This is a genomic window from Nocardioides sp. 1609 (genome assembly GCF_004522105.1).
Taxonomy (GTDB): Bacteria; Actinomycetota; Actinomycetes; order Propionibacteriales; family Nocardioidaceae; genus Nocardioides.
Map to the genome: position 1 here is coordinate 681,743 of NZ_SPUJ01000001.1, position 15,515 is coordinate 697,257.

The 15,515-nt window shown below is 71.9% G+C and carries 16 protein-coding genes; 8 read left to right on the forward strand and 8 right to left on the reverse strand.

Features of this window, described 5'->3' with window-relative positions; translation table 11 throughout:
* Positions 1-129: 129 nt before the first annotated feature.
* The 5 genes from fabG to E4623_RS03195 all read right to left on the reverse strand — a co-directional run bounded on the left by fabG (position 130) and on the right by E4623_RS03195 (position 5,760).
* Complete coding sequence (gene fabG / locus E4623_RS03175) at positions 130-897, reverse strand: 3-oxoacyl-ACP reductase FabG (protein ID WP_134765032.1); 768 nt, start codon at positions 895-897, stop codon at positions 130-132.
* Between the two features lie 240 nt (positions 898-1,137).
* Positions 1,138-1,551 (reverse strand): HIT family protein, encoded by a 414-nt coding sequence (locus E4623_RS03180; RefSeq protein ID WP_134765033.1) that lies wholly within the window; start codon positions 1,549-1,551, stop codon positions 1,138-1,140.
* Between the two features lie 18 nt (positions 1,552-1,569).
* Complete coding sequence (locus tag E4623_RS03185) at positions 1,570-2,733, reverse strand: glycerophosphodiester phosphodiesterase (protein WP_134765034.1); 1,164 nt, start codon at positions 2,731-2,733, stop codon at positions 1,570-1,572.
* Between the two features lie 78 nt (positions 2,734-2,811).
* Entirely contained in the window at positions 2,812-4,194 is a 1,383-nt protein-coding gene (locus tag E4623_RS03190; RefSeq protein WP_134765035.1) for a M15 family metallopeptidase, read from the reverse strand.
* Positions 4,195-4,293: 99 nt separating this feature from the next.
* Positions 4,294-5,760 carry a hypothetical protein gene (locus tag E4623_RS03195; protein ID WP_167736439.1) on the reverse strand — a complete coding sequence of 489 codons (1,467 nt, stop codon included), beginning with the start codon at positions 5,758-5,760 and terminating at the stop codon, positions 4,294-4,296.
* A gap of 91 nt (positions 5,761-5,851) precedes the next feature.
* On the opposite strand from E4623_RS03195, the gene E4623_RS03200 reads away from it, so the two are divergent.
* Genes E4623_RS03200 through E4623_RS03215 form a run of 4 tightly spaced genes read left to right on the forward strand, consistent with a single transcriptional unit; the run spans position 5,852 to position 9,544 of the window.
* Entirely contained in the window at positions 5,852-6,856 is a 1,005-nt protein-coding gene (locus tag E4623_RS03200; protein ID WP_134765037.1) for an ABC transporter ATP-binding protein, read from the forward strand.
* A complete protein-coding gene (locus tag E4623_RS03205) occupies positions 6,853-7,683 on the forward strand; it encodes an ABC transporter permease (RefSeq protein WP_134765038.1) in 831 nt (276 codons plus the stop codon). The genes E4623_RS03200 and E4623_RS03205 overlap by 4 nt, the downstream gene beginning before the upstream one ends.
* Before the next feature lie 47 nt (positions 7,684-7,730).
* On the forward strand, positions 7,731-8,900 hold the full coding sequence (locus E4623_RS03210; RefSeq protein ID WP_167736440.1) for a histidine kinase: 1,170 nt from the start codon (positions 7,731-7,733) through the stop codon (positions 8,898-8,900).
* The gene (locus E4623_RS03215) at positions 8,897-9,544 is read left to right on the forward strand and encodes a response regulator transcription factor (protein ID WP_134765040.1); all 648 of its coding nucleotides are present in this window, start codon (positions 8,897-8,899) and stop codon (positions 9,542-9,544) included. Before E4623_RS03210 ends, E4623_RS03215 begins: the two co-directional genes overlap by 4 nt.
* A gap of 60 nt (positions 9,545-9,604) precedes the next feature.
* Here E4623_RS03215 and E4623_RS03220 read toward each other — a convergent pair whose 3' ends face one another.
* Positions 9,605-10,435 carry a ceramidase domain-containing protein gene (locus E4623_RS03220; RefSeq protein ID WP_134765041.1) on the reverse strand — a complete coding sequence of 277 codons (831 nt, stop codon included), beginning with the start codon at positions 10,433-10,435 and terminating at the stop codon, positions 9,605-9,607.
* A gap of 448 nt (positions 10,436-10,883) precedes the next feature.
* Positions 10,884-11,903, reverse strand: coding sequence for an XRE family transcriptional regulator (locus E4623_RS03225; protein ID WP_134765042.1), 1,020 nt, complete (start codon positions 11,901-11,903; stop codon positions 10,884-10,886).
* A 171-nt stretch (positions 11,904-12,074) separates the two neighbouring features.
* On the opposite strand from E4623_RS03225, the gene E4623_RS22445 reads away from it, so the two are divergent.
* The 4 genes from E4623_RS22445 to E4623_RS03240 all read left to right on the forward strand — a co-directional run bounded on the left by E4623_RS22445 (position 12,075) and on the right by E4623_RS03240 (position 14,658).
* Positions 12,075-12,317: a DUF2188 domain-containing protein gene (locus E4623_RS22445; RefSeq protein ID WP_167736441.1), complete on the forward strand. Its 243-nt coding sequence runs from the start codon at positions 12,075-12,077 to the stop codon at positions 12,315-12,317.
* A gap of 23 nt (positions 12,318-12,340) precedes the next feature.
* Positions 12,341-12,598 (forward strand): DUF1883 domain-containing protein, encoded by a 258-nt coding sequence (locus E4623_RS22450; protein ID WP_167736442.1) that lies wholly within the window; start codon positions 12,341-12,343, stop codon positions 12,596-12,598.
* 68 nt (positions 12,599-12,666) lie between these two features.
* Complete coding sequence (locus tag E4623_RS03235; RefSeq protein ID WP_209020463.1) at positions 12,667-13,698, forward strand: CHAT domain-containing protein; 1,032 nt, start codon at positions 12,667-12,669, stop codon at positions 13,696-13,698.
* Between the two features lie 54 nt (positions 13,699-13,752).
* Positions 13,753-14,658 carry a hypothetical protein gene (locus E4623_RS03240; RefSeq protein ID WP_134765045.1) on the forward strand — a complete coding sequence of 302 codons (906 nt, stop codon included), beginning with the start codon at positions 13,753-13,755 and terminating at the stop codon, positions 14,656-14,658.
* 269 nt (positions 14,659-14,927) lie between these two features.
* Here the strand turns inward: E4623_RS03240 and E4623_RS03245 are convergent, their stop codons facing one another.
* Complete coding sequence (locus E4623_RS03245; protein ID WP_134765046.1) at positions 14,928-15,230, reverse strand: hypothetical protein; 303 nt, start codon at positions 15,228-15,230, stop codon at positions 14,928-14,930.
* Between the last annotated feature and the right edge of the window lie 285 nt (positions 15,231-15,515).

Sequence of the window (15,515 nt, forward strand, 5' to 3'; positions counted from 1 at the left end):
GAGGAGTTCAATGGTGTAGTCGATCGGTTGACTATCGGCTCAAGTGTGCGCGCCGCGGCACACGCCGCCCGGGAGGCGGGCGGGCGTGTCGGGCGACGTCCGACCGGACGTCGGTCGGAGGGCGGTCGGTCAGACGAGCGTGGCGCCGCCGTCGACGTACAGCGTCTGGCCGGTGATGTACGACGCCTCGTCGCTGCACAGGAACGCGGCCGTCGCGGCGATGTCCTCGGGGAACCCGACCCGCTTGACCGGGTTGGCCTCGCCGCTGAGGCGGCGGAACTCCTCGACGTCCATCTTCAGGCGGGCGGCGGTGGCGTCGGTCATCTCGGTGGCGATGAAGCCGGGCGCGATCGCGTTGGCGTTGACGCCGTACGGGCCGAGCTCGATGCCGAGGGTGCGGGTGAAGCCCTGCACGCCCATCTTGGCGGCGGAGTAGTTCGCCTGGCCGCGGTTGCCGAGGGCGGAGACGCTCGAGAGGTTAAGGATCTTCCCGTACTTCTGGGCCACGAAGTGCGTCTGCGCGGCCTTGGTCATCAGGAAGGCGCCCTTGAGGTGCACCCCCATGACCAGGTCCCAGTCGTCCTCGGTCATCTTGAAGAGCAGGTTGTCGCGGGTGATGCCGGCGTTGTTGACGAGCACGTGGATGCCGCCGAGCTCCTCGACGGTGCGCGCGATCGCGGCGTCGACGTCCGCGCTCCTGCTGACGTCGGCGCCGATGCCGACGGCCCTCGCGCCCTCGGTCAGGGGCAGCCGGCCGGCGGCCTCGACGGCCGCGCCCTCGTCGAGGTCGACGACGGCGACCGACGCACCCTCCTCGGCCAGGCGGGTGGCGATGGCGAACCCGATGCCGCGCGCCGACCCGGTGATGACGGCGACCCGTCCGTCGTAGCGACCCATCCCGGTGACTCCTCTGTGGTTGGTGGCCAAACTAGTTGGCGGACCTCCCCACCGTAGAGGAACGCTCAACGCCCCCCGAGCGGGGTCTGCAGCGCGAACGCGACGAGGGTCATCGCGAGGATCCCGACGGTGCCGAGCACCGTCTTGCCGAGGCCGTCCAGCTTCATGTCCTGGTAGACGCGGTGGGACGCCGTTCGGTTGCCTCCGGCCGGGCCCCGGTCGCCCGGCGCGCGCGGCCGGTCAGGACCCGATCGCCGCCCGCAGCGAGGCGGCGACCCGGTCGGCCTCCCCGTCGGCGTACGTCGTGCGCGGCCAGAAGAAGCCGCGCAGGCCGTCGCCCCTGGTGCGGGGGACGACGTGCAGGTGCAGGTGCGGCACCGACTGGCTGACGGTGTTGTTCATCGCCACGAAGCTGCCCTGGGCGCCCAGCGCGTCCTTGACGGCGACCGCGATCCGCTGAGCGGCCTCGAGGAACCCGTCGCGGAGCCCGGCCGGCAGGTCGGGCAGCGTCTCGACGTGCTCGCGCGGCACCAGGAGCACGTGGCCGTGGAAGAGGGGGCGGACATCGAGGAGGGCCAGGAAGTCCGGCTCGTCGAGGACGACGGACGCCTGCGCCTCCCCCGCGACGATGGCGCAGAAGACGCAGGCGGGCACGCCGTCGAGGTTAGCCCGTCAGCCGACCCACTCGTCGCGGGCGAAGACCCCCGAGTCCGGGAAGTCGCAGAAGAGCCCGTCGACGCCGGCGTCGAGCAGCGCGGTGATCTCGCCGAAGACGTCGCCCTTGGCGTTCGGGTCGGTGCCGATCCGGAAGTTCGCGGGCAGGAACTGGTTCTCGTCGCGCACGGTGAAGACGACCACGCGCAGGCCGACGCGGTGGGCGTTGCCGACCAGGGCGCTCGGCGCCCCCGGGGCGCCGGCGGTGTCGCGCGGCAGCACCAGGCTCTTCTCCGGACCGACCCAGTCGGCGTACCGCGCGACCTTCCGCAGGCCGCCGCGGCTGGTCAGCTCGGCGTAGGTGACGCCCTCGTCGGCGAGGTCGTAGGGGCCGCCCCGAGCGTCGGCGAGCTGCACCAGCGGGACGTCGGTGGCGTGGTCGAGCTCGCGCAGGTTGCCCACCTCGAAGGACTGGATGACGACCTTGCTCCGCGCCTTGTTCTTGCCGGCCTGCTTGAGGGCCCGCAGCAGCGGCTCCTCGAGGGACAGCCCGATCGAGTCGAAGTACGTCGGGTGCTTGGTCTCCGGGGCGATGCCGATCTTGTGGCCGAGCCGCTTCTCCCACTTCTGCACCAGGGCGAGCACCTCGGTGAGCGTCGGGACCTGGAACCGGCCGTCGTAGCGGGTGTTGCCGGGCCGCACCAGCGGCAGCCGCTCCTTGGCTCGCAGCGTCCTCAGCTCGCGCAGCGTGAAGTCCTCGGTGAACCAGCCGGTGACCGCGACGCCGTCGATGGTCTTGGTGGTGCGCCGCGACGCGAACTCCGGGTGGTCGGCGACGTCGGTCGTCGTGCCGATCTCGTTCTCGTGGCGGGTGACCAGGACGCCGTCCTTGGTGGAGACCAGGTCGGGCTCGATGTAGTCGGCGCCGAGCCGGATCGCGAGCTCGTAGGACGCCAGGGTGTGCTCGGGCCGGTAGCCCGAGGCGCCGCGGTGGCCGAACACGAGGGGCTCGTCGAGCTGCTGGACGCGCGCGCTCGACGGCGCGGCGGAGCGCTCCTGCTCGACCGTCGTGCGGTCGGCGGTGGCCGGCGCGAGCGGGGCCAGGAGCGTCATGGTGAGGGCGGCGAGGGCGGGCGCGACGATGCGTCCGCCGGGGATGGTCCGAGATCTCCGAGATGTCATGGGTCGACTGAACCACTCATCGGTGACGAGCGCACCAACACCCGCGGTCGACCCGGTGACGTCGCGGTCAGTGGCAGGTCAGTGGCAGGCGTGGCCACCGCAGGCGCGCGGCGCCGGCCCGGCGACCCGTCCGGAGGCTCCCGGGACGTCGAAGTGCTGGCTGTCGCCGGTGCCGTAGGTCCACCGGAACCCGTGCCGCAGCATGATCCGGACGACGGCGTGGTCGCGCGAGCGCCACGCGACGCGCGGGTGGCTGTGCGCCTGCCACCAGCTGTTGGGCACCAGGCCGGTGGCGGAGCGGTAGGGGTTCTCCCAGGTGTTCACGTCGAGGGAGCGACCGTACGAGTGCGGCGAGCGGACCCCGGGGCGGTTGACCACCCAGCGGCAGTTGAACGCCGAGGTGTTGCCGGCCGCCATCGAGCGGTGGTCGTCGGCGCCCTGGACGCGCTCGGACCAGCCGAACCGGTCGACGCGGACCATCGCGCGGATCGGGTAGCGCCCGGCGTACATCGCGGTGAGGGCGCGGGCCATGTTGTCGATCGCGCCGGCGGCGGCGACCAGCTCGCCCCGGTAGCGGTAGCCGTCGTAGCCCCAGTAGTTGATGCGGAGCAGCCGCAGGCCGGAGCGGCCGACGGGGCAGCCCTCGTGCCAGCTGCGTCCGGTCATGTCGCTCCAGATGCCGTCGGGGATCGCGGTGATGACGGCGTCCGCGCCCCTCGAGGTCGCGCGCGGCTGCCGGGGCAGGTCGACGCGCGGCTCGGGTGCCGCGGCCGGCAGGCGCACCGGGACGCCGGGCGGCAGGTTGTCGACGGCGTGGACCGGGCTGCGGTCGCCCCGCACCCAGTCGAGGGCGGGGGCGACGACCCGCCACCGGGTGTCGACCCGCGGCCAGACCTCCAGCGTGGCGCGGCCGCGGCCGTCGGTGCGCAGCGTGCGGAGGGTCTCCCAGCGCTCGCCGGGCAGCCGGCGCTCGAGCCGCACCGTTCCCGGCACCCCCGCACCGGCGGCCGTGCTCCACCGCACGCGGAGGGTCACGGCCCGCTCGTCGACGACGCGGTCGCGGCCGCCGACGGTGACCACGCCCGGCTGGCGCACCAGGCGGCTGGACACCGGGGCGGTGCGGGCCGGGTCGTGCACCCCGTCGCCGTCGTAGCGGGCGCGGAAGACGTTGTCGCCGGCGTCCCGTGCCCGCCGGACGACGGCCGTGCCACGACCGGCGGCGTCGGTGACGACCGTCGCCACCGCCGCCCACGCGCCGCTACGACGCCGTTCGACGACGACGGTCGCGCCGACCAGCGGAGCGCCGTCGGTCGCGGTGAGCGTGACCGTCAGCGGTGCGTCCGCGTCCGCGGGACCCGCGGTCGCGGTCAGGGCGAGCGACGCCGGCTCGGCGGCGGCCGCCGGGAGCGTCGTGCCGAGCAGGAGGAGGGAGACGATGACCAGGAGCCGTCCGAACGCCATGACCGGATGATGACGGAGGGGCGCCACGAACGGCGTCACCCGCCCGGCGGGTCGCGTCACCGTCCCACCGGCCTCGCCTCGACCCGCGCGCGCCCGGGCTCAGCCGCGCGCGCTGCCGTAGCCGAGGACGGCGGCGAGGCCGAGCGCGCTGCGGGGCTCGTACGCCGCGCGCCACAGCCCACCGTGGACGGCGGCCGCGGCCTCGTCCTGCCACGGGTGGGCCCGCGGCGTCGGCGGCCGGGCGAGGTCGCGGACGAGCAGGGCCGCCATCAGCGTGTTGGCGGTGGCCGGCTCGAAGACCTCGACCCCGAAGCGGTGCGCGCCCGCGAAGGCGGCGGCGAGCGCGCGGTTCTTGAGGACCGAGCGGGTGCGGGTCGAGGGCGCGACGTGGAAGGACACCAGTCCCCCGTCGGCGAGCGCGGTGGTGGCGCGCCAGCGCTGGATCCGCTTGGCGAGGGCGTAGCTGGGGCCCTGGACCGGCACCAGGCTGTCGCCGATGCCGGGGTCGGCGGCCGGCGGGTAGGCCCGGTGCAGGAGCCGGCCGCGGGAGACCCAGCGCAGCGGACGGCCCACGACCTTGGCGATGCGGCCGCGCTCGACGTAGGCGTCGGTCGAGGCCACGACGGCGGCACGCGGGACGGCGAACACGTCGGTCGGCGTGGCGAGGAAGGCCAGCGCGGTGTCGGGCCTGGTCCGCAGCAGCCGCGCCCCCAGGACGTCGGCCGCCACCGTCACCCGCACGTGGGTGGCCCCGTCGGCGTACAGGTAGTTGCCGAGGACGAGCCGGCCGTCGAGTCCCTCGGCCCAGGTCGCGACCTCCGGCACCTCGGCGAGCAGGTCGGCACCGGTGGCGCCGGCGTCGTCGACGGGCACCAGGAGCCGACCGGCCGCCCGGGTCGCGGTCGCGCGCACCCGCTCCCAGACCGCCTCGCGGGGCAGGTCGACGGCGGCGACGGTGGCGCCCCAGCGCAGCAGCGGGGCGAGGGGACCCATCTCGGCCCCCGCGCCGAGGACGACGACCGTGTGCCCCTCGGCACGCAGCCACTCGGGGTGCGCCGCGACGTCGGCGACGGCCTCGGCGGCCGACGGCTCCATCACGCCGCGGACCACCCAGTCGGCCAGCTGGTCGCGCAGCGCGTCGCCGCGCAGGTCGCGTCCGCGGTAGGGCACGACGAGCTCGGTGATCGCGGCACCGTCCCCGCGGACCTCCTCGGTGTGCAGGACCCGGGTGGGCGCCGCGTCGAGCAGCCAGCCGAGCGGACGATCGGCAGCCGCGGTGTCACGCCCGGCGCCCCCGTCGCCGTCGTCGGCGACCACCATCCGCCGGTGGACGGCGTCCAGCCCGTCGCGGGCGATCTGCACCCACGCCTCGGGCGTCGTCAGGCCGGCCTCGACCAGGCGGCGGAAGTGCACGACGTACCCGCTGCGCCACGCGGTCTCCTGCTCGACGCCGAGCGCGCCGGCCGGGTCGACGGCGCGCAGCGCGTCGGCCACGACCTCGCGTCCCACCTCGGTGGTGCTGCGACGGCCGTCGGGTCGGGCGGGGAAGGAGATGCCGTGGGTCACGACACCATCATGGCGGGCGATGACATTTGTCATCGGCGACCGGTGAGGAACGCGACTGAGGAAACCGCCCGGCCGCCGCGAGGGTTGAGACATGAACACGAACCCCACCACCCGGTCCCCGGGGCAGCCTGCGGTCCGCGTCCGCGGCCTGCGGCGCACCTTCGGACACGGCGCGACCGCGTTCGAGGCCGTCCGCGGCATCGACCTCGACGTGGCCGCCGGCTCCATCACCGCCCTCCTCGGCACCAACGGCGCCGGCAAGACCTCGACGCTGGAGGTGATCGAGGGGCTGGCCGCCGCGACCGCGGGCGAGATCCGCGTGCTCGGGCTCGACCCGATCGCCGACCGCGCCGCCGTCCGACGTAGGACCGGGGTGCTGCTGCAGCGCAGCGGCTTCTCCGGCGACCTGACCGTGCGCGAGACCCTGCGGCTGTGGAGCGGGACGCTCACCGCGCCGCGCCCGGTCGACGACATGCTCGACCTGCTCTCGCTGGGCAGCCGGGCCGACACCAGGATGCTGTCGCTCTCGGGCGGCGAGACCCGACGCGTCGACCTCGCCTGCACGCTGATGGGCGACCCCGAGCTGGTCATCCTCGACGAGCCGACCACGGGCCTGGACCCCGAGAGCCGACGCCAGGTGTGGAACCTCGTCGCCGGGCTCCGCGACGCGGGCTCGACGGTCCTCGTCACCACGCACTACCTCGAGGAGGCCGAGACCCTCGCCGACCGGCTCGAGATCATGCACCGCGGCGAGATCGTCCGGTCCGGGACGCCGACCGAGATCGCCGCCGGACACCCCTCGATGATCACCTTCGACCGGCTCGACACCCTCCCGGACCCGCTCACCGGCGTCACCGGCGTCCGGCACGAGCGCAGCCGGACGACGCTCGAGACCACCGACCTGCAGACCTCGCTCGGCGACCTCCTCGACTGGGCGGATCACCACGGCGTCCGGCTCGGCGGGCTCGACGCCCGCAGCCCCAGCCTGGAGACCGTCTTCCTCGCGATCGCCGACGGCCGCGACCCGGACGCCGTCACGCCCGCCCGGTCCGCCGACCCGACCACCGCCGTCCCCCTGGAAGGAAGCCTCCGATGAGCGCCGCCACCGCCACCCCGAGCACGACCGCCGCCCCCGCCGCGGCCGACCGCTTCTCCGTCCGTCGACTGGTCCACCTGACCCGGTGGAACCTCGTCCTGCTCGCCCGCAACCGGCTCGCGCTCGTCTACGGCACGGTGCTGCCGCTCGCCGGCCTGCTCCTGCTGCTCCCCGGGGAGCGCGGTGACATCGCCCTCGGCGCCTCCGGCATCGGCGGTGTCGTGCTCACCGCCGGACTGTTCCCGGTGTTCTACAACGTGCTGTCGCAGTTCGTGAACCGGCGCGACGAGCTCGTGCTGAAGCGGATGCGCACCGGTGAGGTCCGTGACTCCGAGCTGCTGGTCGGCATCGCGCTCCCCGGCGTCCTGTGCGCCCTCGCGGTGTGCGCCGTCACCGTCCCGGCGGCGTCCGCGCTGGGTCAGCCGCTCCCCCTCAACGCCGCCCTGTTCGCCGTCGGTGCACTCGTCTCCGCGGCCATGTTCGCCGGCCTCGCGTACTGGACGGCGGCCTGGACCCGCAGCGCCGAGGCGGCGCAGCTGACCAGCATGCCGGTGATCATCCTGGCCATCGCCGGGCCGATCCTGGCCTCGCTCACCAGCCTGTCCGAGACCGTGCAGGACCTCGTCTCCTACACCCCCGGTGCCGCCATCAGCGAGCTGGTCCGGGTCGGCTGGTTCGGGCTCGACGGCACCGGGGCGACGGAGTCCACCCTGTCGTTCTCCGAGACGTGGAGCCAGGCGGCCGGCCCGCTCGCCGTGATGGTCGCCTGGACGGTCCTGGCCCTCGCCCTCGCCTCACGCTCGATGCGGTGGGAGCCGCGCTCCTGATGCCTCGCACCGCCGCCCCGGCCCCACCCCTCCCTAGGGTGGGGCCCGTGGCCGTGACCCTGCGCAGACCCCGACGCTGGTCGGACCTGGGCCGGGTCGAGCGCGTCGACCTCTACACCCGCGCCTCGCTGTACGTGATGCTCGCCGGCTTCGCCGTCTCGCTCCTGGTCGCCGCGGCCACCGACGTCGAGGACGCCGGCGAGCGGAGCGTCCTGGTCGGCGGCGGGGTCGTCGTGGCCGTCGCCGCCGCGGTCGTCCTGCGCGCGGTGATGGCCAGCCACCCGGCTCGCGGCCCGCTGCCCCGGGTGTGGTCGGCGGTGCTGCTGCTGGGCAGCGCGGCGTACCTGCTCGTGCCCGGCACGTCCTCGGTCGAGGCCGTGCACGGCACGGTCACCGCGATGGTGATCGGCAACGTCGCCGCTGCCCTCGGCGGCATCCCGGACAACCGGGTCTCAGCCGCGGTCGTGGCCGGGGCCGCCGTCCTCGGCGGGCTGCGGGGCGAGGCCTCGGGCGCCGTGTACGGGATGGTCCTGGCCGCCTTCCTCGTGTTCGCGGTGCGCGCGTCGCTCTGGGTGCTCGACGTCGTGACCGAGCTGGACGACGCCCGGCACGCCGTCGCCCAGCTCGCCGTCGCCGAGGAGCGGCTGCGGTTCTCCCGCGACGTCCACGACGTCCTCGGGCGCCGGCTCTCGACGATCGCCGTCCAGGCCGAGCTCGCCGCGACCCTCGCCGCCCGGGGCGACCGGTCGGCGGAGAAGATGCTGGAGGTGCGCGCCGTCGCGCACGAGGCGCTCGCCGAGGCCCGCGAGCTGGCCCGCGGCTACCGCCCGACCGACCTGACGACCGAGCTCGAGGGCGCCCGCTCCCTGCTCCGCTCGGCCGGGATCGACGTCGACCTCGACGTGGACGTCGTCCCGCGGGCCTGGCACGAGGCGGCCGGCTGGGTGGTCCGCGAGAGCGTCACCAACGTGCTGCGCCACTCGTCGGCCACGCTCGTGCGCATCGAGTTCGCGGACGACGAGCTGCGTGTCTCCAACGACGGCGTCCGGGCCGACGCCGCGTCCGGTGGCGGCGCCGGCCTCGACGGCCTGCGTGAACGACTCACCCCGCTCGGCGCCACCCTGACCACCACCGCGACGCCCGGGTCCTGGACCGTCGCCGTCCACCTGCCCGGGTCCGGGCCGCTGAGCGCCACCACGACCGGGAGCCCCGCATGACCGCCACCGGCCCGAACGGCCCGACCGGCCCGACCGGCACCATCCGGGTCCTGCTCGCCGACGACGAGCACCTCATCCGCACCGCGCTCGTGCAGATGCTCGACCTCGAGGACGACGTCGACGTGGTCGCCGAGGCCGCCACCGGTGACGAGGCGGTCGCGATGGCCGTCAAGCACGCGGTCGACGTGGCCGTGCTCGACCTGCAGATGCCCGGCCTCGACGGCACCGCCGTGGCGGAGCGGCTGGCCACGCAGCTGCCCGGGTGCCGCTGCATCATCGTCACCAGCCACGGCCGGCCCGGGCACCTCAAGCGCGCGCTCGCGGCCGGCGTCCGCGGGTTCCTGCCGAAGACGACGTCGGCGGCGACCCTCGCGGACGTCGTCCGGACCGTGCACGCCGGCGGCCGCCACGTCGACCCCCAGCTCGCCGCCGAGGCGATCACCGCCGGCGACAGCCCGCTCACCCCGCGCGAGTCCGACGTCCTCGAGCTCGCCGCGACCGGCGCCCCGATCGACGAGATCGCGCAGCGCGCGTCCCTCTCGCCCGGCACGGTGCGCAACTACCTCTCCAACGCGATGGCCAAGCTCGACGCCGCCAACCGGCACGACGCCGTCGCGATCGCGCGACGGATGGGCTGGATCTGAGCGGCTCCCGACCCCGCCCCGGCCCCGGTCGTGTGCCTGGGCACGACCTGTGGGCCGGCCTCAGGCACACGACCTCGCACCGGCCGGCGGCGGAGACCCCACGGCCCGCTCGCTGACGTAGAGCCGGAACAGGCACCACGCGCTCACCGCGCACAGCAGGTGCCAGACGCCGTGGCCCTGGTAGAGCGAGGTGGGGAAGCAGAGCGCGCCGCCGGTCGTGGCGGTGTTCCAGATCGCGAACGCCACCGCCAACGACCCGGCCGCCGCCCAGGCCCATCGCGTGTCGAGCACCAGCCCGCCACGTGCGAGGCGGCTCTCCCAGACGAGCGCCAGGACCAGCGAGACCCCGAAGGCCAGGTTGCCGGCGTACGCCACGACGGGCAGCTCGGCGGGCCAGAGTCCCACGAGCTCGCTCACGGCGACCACGCCGACGAGCACCACGGCCAGGAAGCCGGGCCCGCGCCGCCACCGGCGCATCGCCGCGTAGGCGACGGCGAAGCCGGCGACGAGGTACATGCTGGCCTGGTCGAGGTGCCCGCCGACGTCGCTCTCGGTGGCGTGCATCGCCATGCTGGCCGGCCCGAGCAGCACCACCAGGCAGGCGTACGCCGTCGCGAGGGCCGGGAGCCGCGCCAGGGTGCCCACGCCGAGTCCGTCCGGCCGGCCGGCGCGGGCGGCGACCAGCAGCCCCGCGACCACGAACCCCAGGTTGCTCAGCGTGTTGACGGGCTGCCGGACCGTGCCGGCGTGCGCCTCGCAGAAGCGCGCGCCGCGGTCCACGTCGTCGCCCAGCCAGCCGCCGGCGACAGCCGCCGCGAGCAGCCCGAGCGAGGCGACGGCGACGGCGACGGTGACCACCAGCGGTCGGTGGGACGGCAGCTGCTCGACCATCACCCTCCTCGGACGTCCGGCACGCGCGCCGCTCGCGACGGGTGCGCGCCGGGTGCGCGCCCGGCCGGTGTGCCTCCCGATCAAACACCCACGGCCACGGCCGGCGCAGCCCGTTCGGGGTGCGGGCGGGCGCGCACGACCAGAGCCGCCCCGACCGAGGTCGTGGCGGCTCTGGATCAAGAGGGCTGGAGCCGGTGCTGGGCACCGGCCCGGCTGGTGTGGGGTGTTCGCGGATTCAGGAACCCACAGGTCAGCGAGCCAGTTCTGCGAAGTCGCTGGAGCGTTCGCACCCATGGCCGCCGAAATCAGCACCTACCCAAGTCGGACATCAGGCTTAGAGACCGCCGAGCTGGGGTTTGCGTGCTCATCTGGCCGACCGCTGGCGCGGTTGCAGGGACCGCTACACGAGGCCTCAAGCCTCCGGGCGGAGGCGGTCGTACTGATGCAGCTACTCGACCGTAAGGCCTTCAAGGGCTGGGAGTAGTGCCCGAGGGAACCAATCCGCGTCCTTCCTCGCAACGTCAAGGAGGGCCGTCGTCCGGCGCGGGCCCTCCGGGGCGCCAAGCGGTATCGGTTCGACTCGACGCCAGCCACGGGCAGAGATGCCCTTCATTGCGGTTGTGTACGCGGACGGCGACATCACACCTAGCGTCTTGGCCCGCATGAGCAGCGCCGCCAAGGACACGTGCCATCGTTGCTTCAGTTCGAAGAGTCTGGCCCAGTCTGCGGTCGAGGGGAGTTCGTGTCGGATGTCTGCCTCGGGCATCAAGAACTCGGCGGCGAACCTGTGCGCTTGGGCCTCGACCTCCTTGACGCCCCAGACCGAGGTGCCATGCATGACTAGGTGACCGAGCTCGTGGGCCGCATCAAAACGCGAGCGGCCTCGATCGCTCTTGTTGTTGCTCAACACGACCACGGGCCGTTCGCCGAAAGGAAGAGAGAACGCGTCGACGTCGGCAGACCCCATAGGCATCCGGACGACCAGAATTCCGTGCTCCTCCAGCAACGCGACGACGTCGTCGATGGGGCCTGCCGGGACGTTCCACGAACGTCGGACCAACCTCGCGGCTTCAACAACTTGTTCAGCATCGGGGTCGAACGTCTCAACCCGAGACAGCGGCAAGTCGAGGGGCGCTAGGTCGCTAGCACCGCCGGGCTGCGTCGCGAGGTCATGAACCAAGTGAGCCATCGACCTCGCCCACCGTCTTTCAACAACTGTGCTCTTTCGCAACGACCGGAAGAATCCTTCGTGCATGTCGACCATTGGCAGGTAGAGAAAGGAGGTCGGAACGTCCAGGGCGTCCGCCATCGCCGCGACCTTGTCCTCCGACGGGTTGGTCTCACCCGATTCGAACTGCGAGATCGCCGCAGGCGTGACCCCGATGGCCCCTGCGAGCGCGGTCTGACTGACCTTCTCAACATCACGGGCTAGGCGGAGACGCTCAGGTTGGAACAAGACAGTGCTCACCTCAAGAGGGTACAAGCGGGTGCGCGCTCGTGCGGCGGAACCCGGGCGGCCTCGTGGGCACCGGCCCACGCCACATCGCGTCCCAATGCTGGTGCTTTTCAATGTGCGGATTGTTAGTTAGAGTGGGCGCGTGGCTCATTAGGGCCGCGTCACTCACCCAAGGAGAACCCGATGAGCAGCAACAACCGGCACGTCGTCCCCAACCCGACCGGCGGATGGGACGTCGTCAAGCCCGACGCCGAGCGCGCGAGCAGTCACCACGACACCCAGCAGCAGGCAATCGACCGCGGCCGGGAGATCGTGCACAACCTCGGCGGTGGCGAGCTCCGGATTCACGGCCGCGACGGCCAGATTCGCGACTCCGACACCGTCGCCCCCGGCAACGACCCCTACCCGCCCCGCGACCGGGCCTGACACCAAACCCTTCGGAGCATGTCGTGAACTACCTCCACTTCGATGTCGGCAACCAGCAGGCCGGAACCGTCGTCCAGGCGTCGCTCCGCGGCTCCGAGTCCGACGTGTTTCTGGTCGACAGAACGAACTTCTCGAAGTTCAAGCGCGGCCAGTCGTTCAAGTACACGGGCGGCCACTACAACCGGTCGCCGATCACCCTGCAGGTGCCACAAACGGGCCACTGGACCGCGATCGTTATCCCGAGCGGCCGGGTCGAGGCGTCCGTCGACGTCCTCGGGTAAGCCCAACAACCATCAGCGACCGCGACGAACTCGAGGGACTCATGAGCGCCAGTACGTACCGCAGCCAGTTGGACCGCAAGCGCAAGCAGCGCATCGACGCGGAGAAGAAGGCGAGCAACTATCGCATCAAGGAGTCCATCAAGCGCACCGAGGCCACTAAGGCACGCGGGGCCGCGATGAGGGCTAGCAACGCATCTACCGCACGAAGCAAGGCGAACGAAGCTGAGCGGAAGGAACGTGATGCCGCCAGCGCCGGCAAGGAGGCAAACAGCTGGTCGACCCGAGCCACTGGGTACCTCCGCGACGAGGTGAGCCTCCAGACCAAGGTCGCGAAAGCCGAACAGACCGAGGCGGCCGCCGCCGACCGCAAACGTGCCCAAGACCTGAAGAAGGCTGAGCGCAAGACCCTTGCGGACCGTTCCGCGCTAGATTCGCGAATCTCGCAGACCGAGTTCCACGTCGACCAGATTGCGCGCCAGATCCCCTCCCCGAAGCCCGAGAAACTGCGCGTTCTCATCCTCGGGGCCTCCGCTGACGGCGGACTTCGGGTCGGTCGGGAGCAGAAGCGCATTCGTGCAGCGGTTGAGTCCGCTCTGCACCGCGACCAGATCGAACTCGACGTGCGCCCAGCGGCAACCCCCCAGGACCTCCTGGACGGTGTTACCAAGTTCCGGCCCCACGTCGTTCACTTCTCCGGACACAGCAACGAGAACCTCATCGAGTTCGAGGACGAGGTCGACGAGCCCCACGACGGCGTCGTAGTCACCGCGAGGGCCTTTGCAAATGCCGTCCGAGCGACAGATACCCCGCCCCTCCTGATCATGCTGAACTCGTGCAGCTCAGCGGGCCAGATCGACGACCTCGTCGCCGATGTGTCGCCGTTCGCAATCGGCATGGCCGACACCATCGACGACGGAGACGCGATCTCCTACGCGGCGCAGTTCTACGCCGCCGTCGCCAACGGGCAGTCGGTGCTCTCTGCACACCATTCCGGCCGCGCAGCCCTCGAACTCGCCGGCCTCGACGGCGCGGAACTCCCCGCGCTTGCCTGCACAGACGGTGTCGACCCGGCGCAAGCAGTGCTTGTCACGCCCTCCTGACGACGGCGCGCAGCGTGCAGCTCACGTGTCGAAGCAGGATCAAACGGCGCGTCTGTGAGTGAGCACTACGCATGGGTGGCCTGTATCTGCTGGCGTGACGGCAAGGCGACAGCACCGCCGACCGAGGTCGCGTTCGACCTCGACGCGTCCGGCAACCTCCGGTCGTCTGATGGTGAGACGGCGGAATTCTTGCTTTCCGATGCCCGGTGCGACACGACCGAGAAGAATGCTGGGATGGCTACCCTCCCTACCCTCACGCTTCAGCAGGCGGCTGACCAGTACCGGCTCGGCATCGGCCACGCGCACAACCTGGTTGCCGTCCATCGCGCGTCAGGAGGTCCGGGGCGAGGGCGCCGGAGCGCGGAGGTTTCACTGAACCGCGCCATCGTTCTGATGGCAGTTGCCAGCTGGCAGGCCGCGGTCGAGGACATGACCATTGCCGCGTTCGCCGGCCTACGTTCCGCACCTACGGCCTCCCAGATCAACAAGGTTGTATCTGAGGTCGAACTTTTCGCGACCCCCAACTCCGCGAAGTCTCGAGGACTGATGACGCGCAACTTGCTCGTGGACCCGGCGAGCGCTTGGACCTGGAAGACCTGGGGCGGGAAGGGCGTGGGCAGTGTGCGGGTAAACCCCTGCGATGCGATGGCCCGTTTGGACTCGTGGCTGCGGATTCGCCACGCCGTCGCCCACGGACAGGGCGATCTGTACGAGAGGTTCCCAGTGCTGGTCGATGTTGTTGACGAGCACGACGTCGTCATGCGTACCGAGGACCCTCGGCTTCACACCTCGGGCGGAGCTCGGGCAGGCCGAAGCCCGTCGCTTACGCTTACCGATGCCCGGCAATGCTTGACCTTCGTCAACAGCTTGACCCAGGCGACGGGGGACTTCCTTGCCGGAAAGCTTGGTGCCCCAAAGATCAGATGGAAGCAGACCGGTGGCTTGGACGGCGTCTTCTGAGGTCGGTGTGGGTCGCCGGTCGCACGGCAACAGCCGCGTCACTGACGAGAGATGACCCACGTCGCGGGTGCCTGCTGAGCGCCACGACGCTCCTTGCCACGAATAGGGGTCGGCAAGGGCAACGGCCGTCGGGCGGGACGGCCGCACGAGAAACAAGTGGCGCCGATAACGGCTAGAAATGTCAGGTGCGGCGGCACCCAGCTGCTGCGCACTGCTCTGGGTCCTCGCGCCGTGGAAGGGCCAGGCAGTGAGCCCCATCGGTGCCGGTCTCAGTTGATGTCGGGCAGCTCCTCGAGCCAGTTCGGCGGATAGTACTCGCCGAGATCGCCGAGGTCGGTCTCAATCTCTAAGGAGAGCACCCAGTAGGCAACGGGCTGTCCGAGGTGGTCTCGGGGGTGGCAGCTGTCGCCCACGGCGTGCGGGGAGCCGTCACCGCGGGAGCTGGACGCGCCACAGCTGATGAGTTGGAGACCGTCTTCGGCGATCACGGCGCAGATGCCCATCTCATGCAGGGCTCGCGCCGTGCCGCGGCTGTCGGGGCGGACGGGGAAGAGGATGTCGAGGGGGTCCATGGCAGCGGTCCTTTGTCTTGGTCGGCGAGCTGTTGCTCGCCGTTTCGAGACCGACCGTGAGACGACGACTCCGCTGCGCAACCGCCACACACAACGAGGTTCGTGATGCCCGCAAGGTAGCCATGGTGAGACACGAGCATCCCCTTGTTTGGTCTGCCCGAGCACGCGCCGACGGTGCCCGGTGAGCGTCAAGGCGCTCCGTGCCACGGCCCGGCGTAGGGCCGGACCGAGCACCAACCGCCCTGGAGGGCGAGATGTCCACAAACAAGCAGAGCCGAGTTCAGA

Coding starts and splice junctions, on each gene's coding strand:
- fabG (WP_134765032.1), bottom strand. CDS start 897: ATGGGTCGCTACGACGGACGGGTCGCCGTCATCACCGGGTCGGCGCGC.
- E4623_RS03185 (WP_134765034.1), bottom strand. CDS start 2,733: ATGACATCTCGGAGATCTCGGACCATCCCCGGCGGACGCATCGTCGCG.
- E4623_RS03190 (WP_134765035.1), bottom strand. CDS start 4,194: ATGGCGTTCGGACGGCTCCTGGTCATCGTCTCCCTCCTCCTGCTCGGC.
- E4623_RS03200 (WP_134765037.1), top strand. CDS start 5,852: ATGAACACGAACCCCACCACCCGGTCCCCGGGGCAGCCTGCGGTCCGC.
- E4623_RS03205 (WP_134765038.1), top strand. CDS start 6,853: ATGAGCGCCGCCACCGCCACCCCGAGCACGACCGCCGCCCCCGCCGCG.
- E4623_RS03215 (WP_134765040.1), top strand. CDS start 8,897: ATGACCGCCACCGGCCCGAACGGCCCGACCGGCCCGACCGGCACCATC.
- E4623_RS03220 (WP_134765041.1), bottom strand. CDS start 10,435: ATGGTCGAGCAGCTGCCGTCCCACCGACCGCTGGTGGTCACCGTCGCC.
- E4623_RS22445 (WP_167736441.1), top strand. CDS start 12,075: ATGAGCAGCAACAACCGGCACGTCGTCCCCAACCCGACCGGCGGATGG.
- E4623_RS03245 (WP_134765046.1), bottom strand. CDS start 15,230: ATGGACCCCCTCGACATCCTCTTCCCCGTCCGCCCCGACAGCCGCGGC.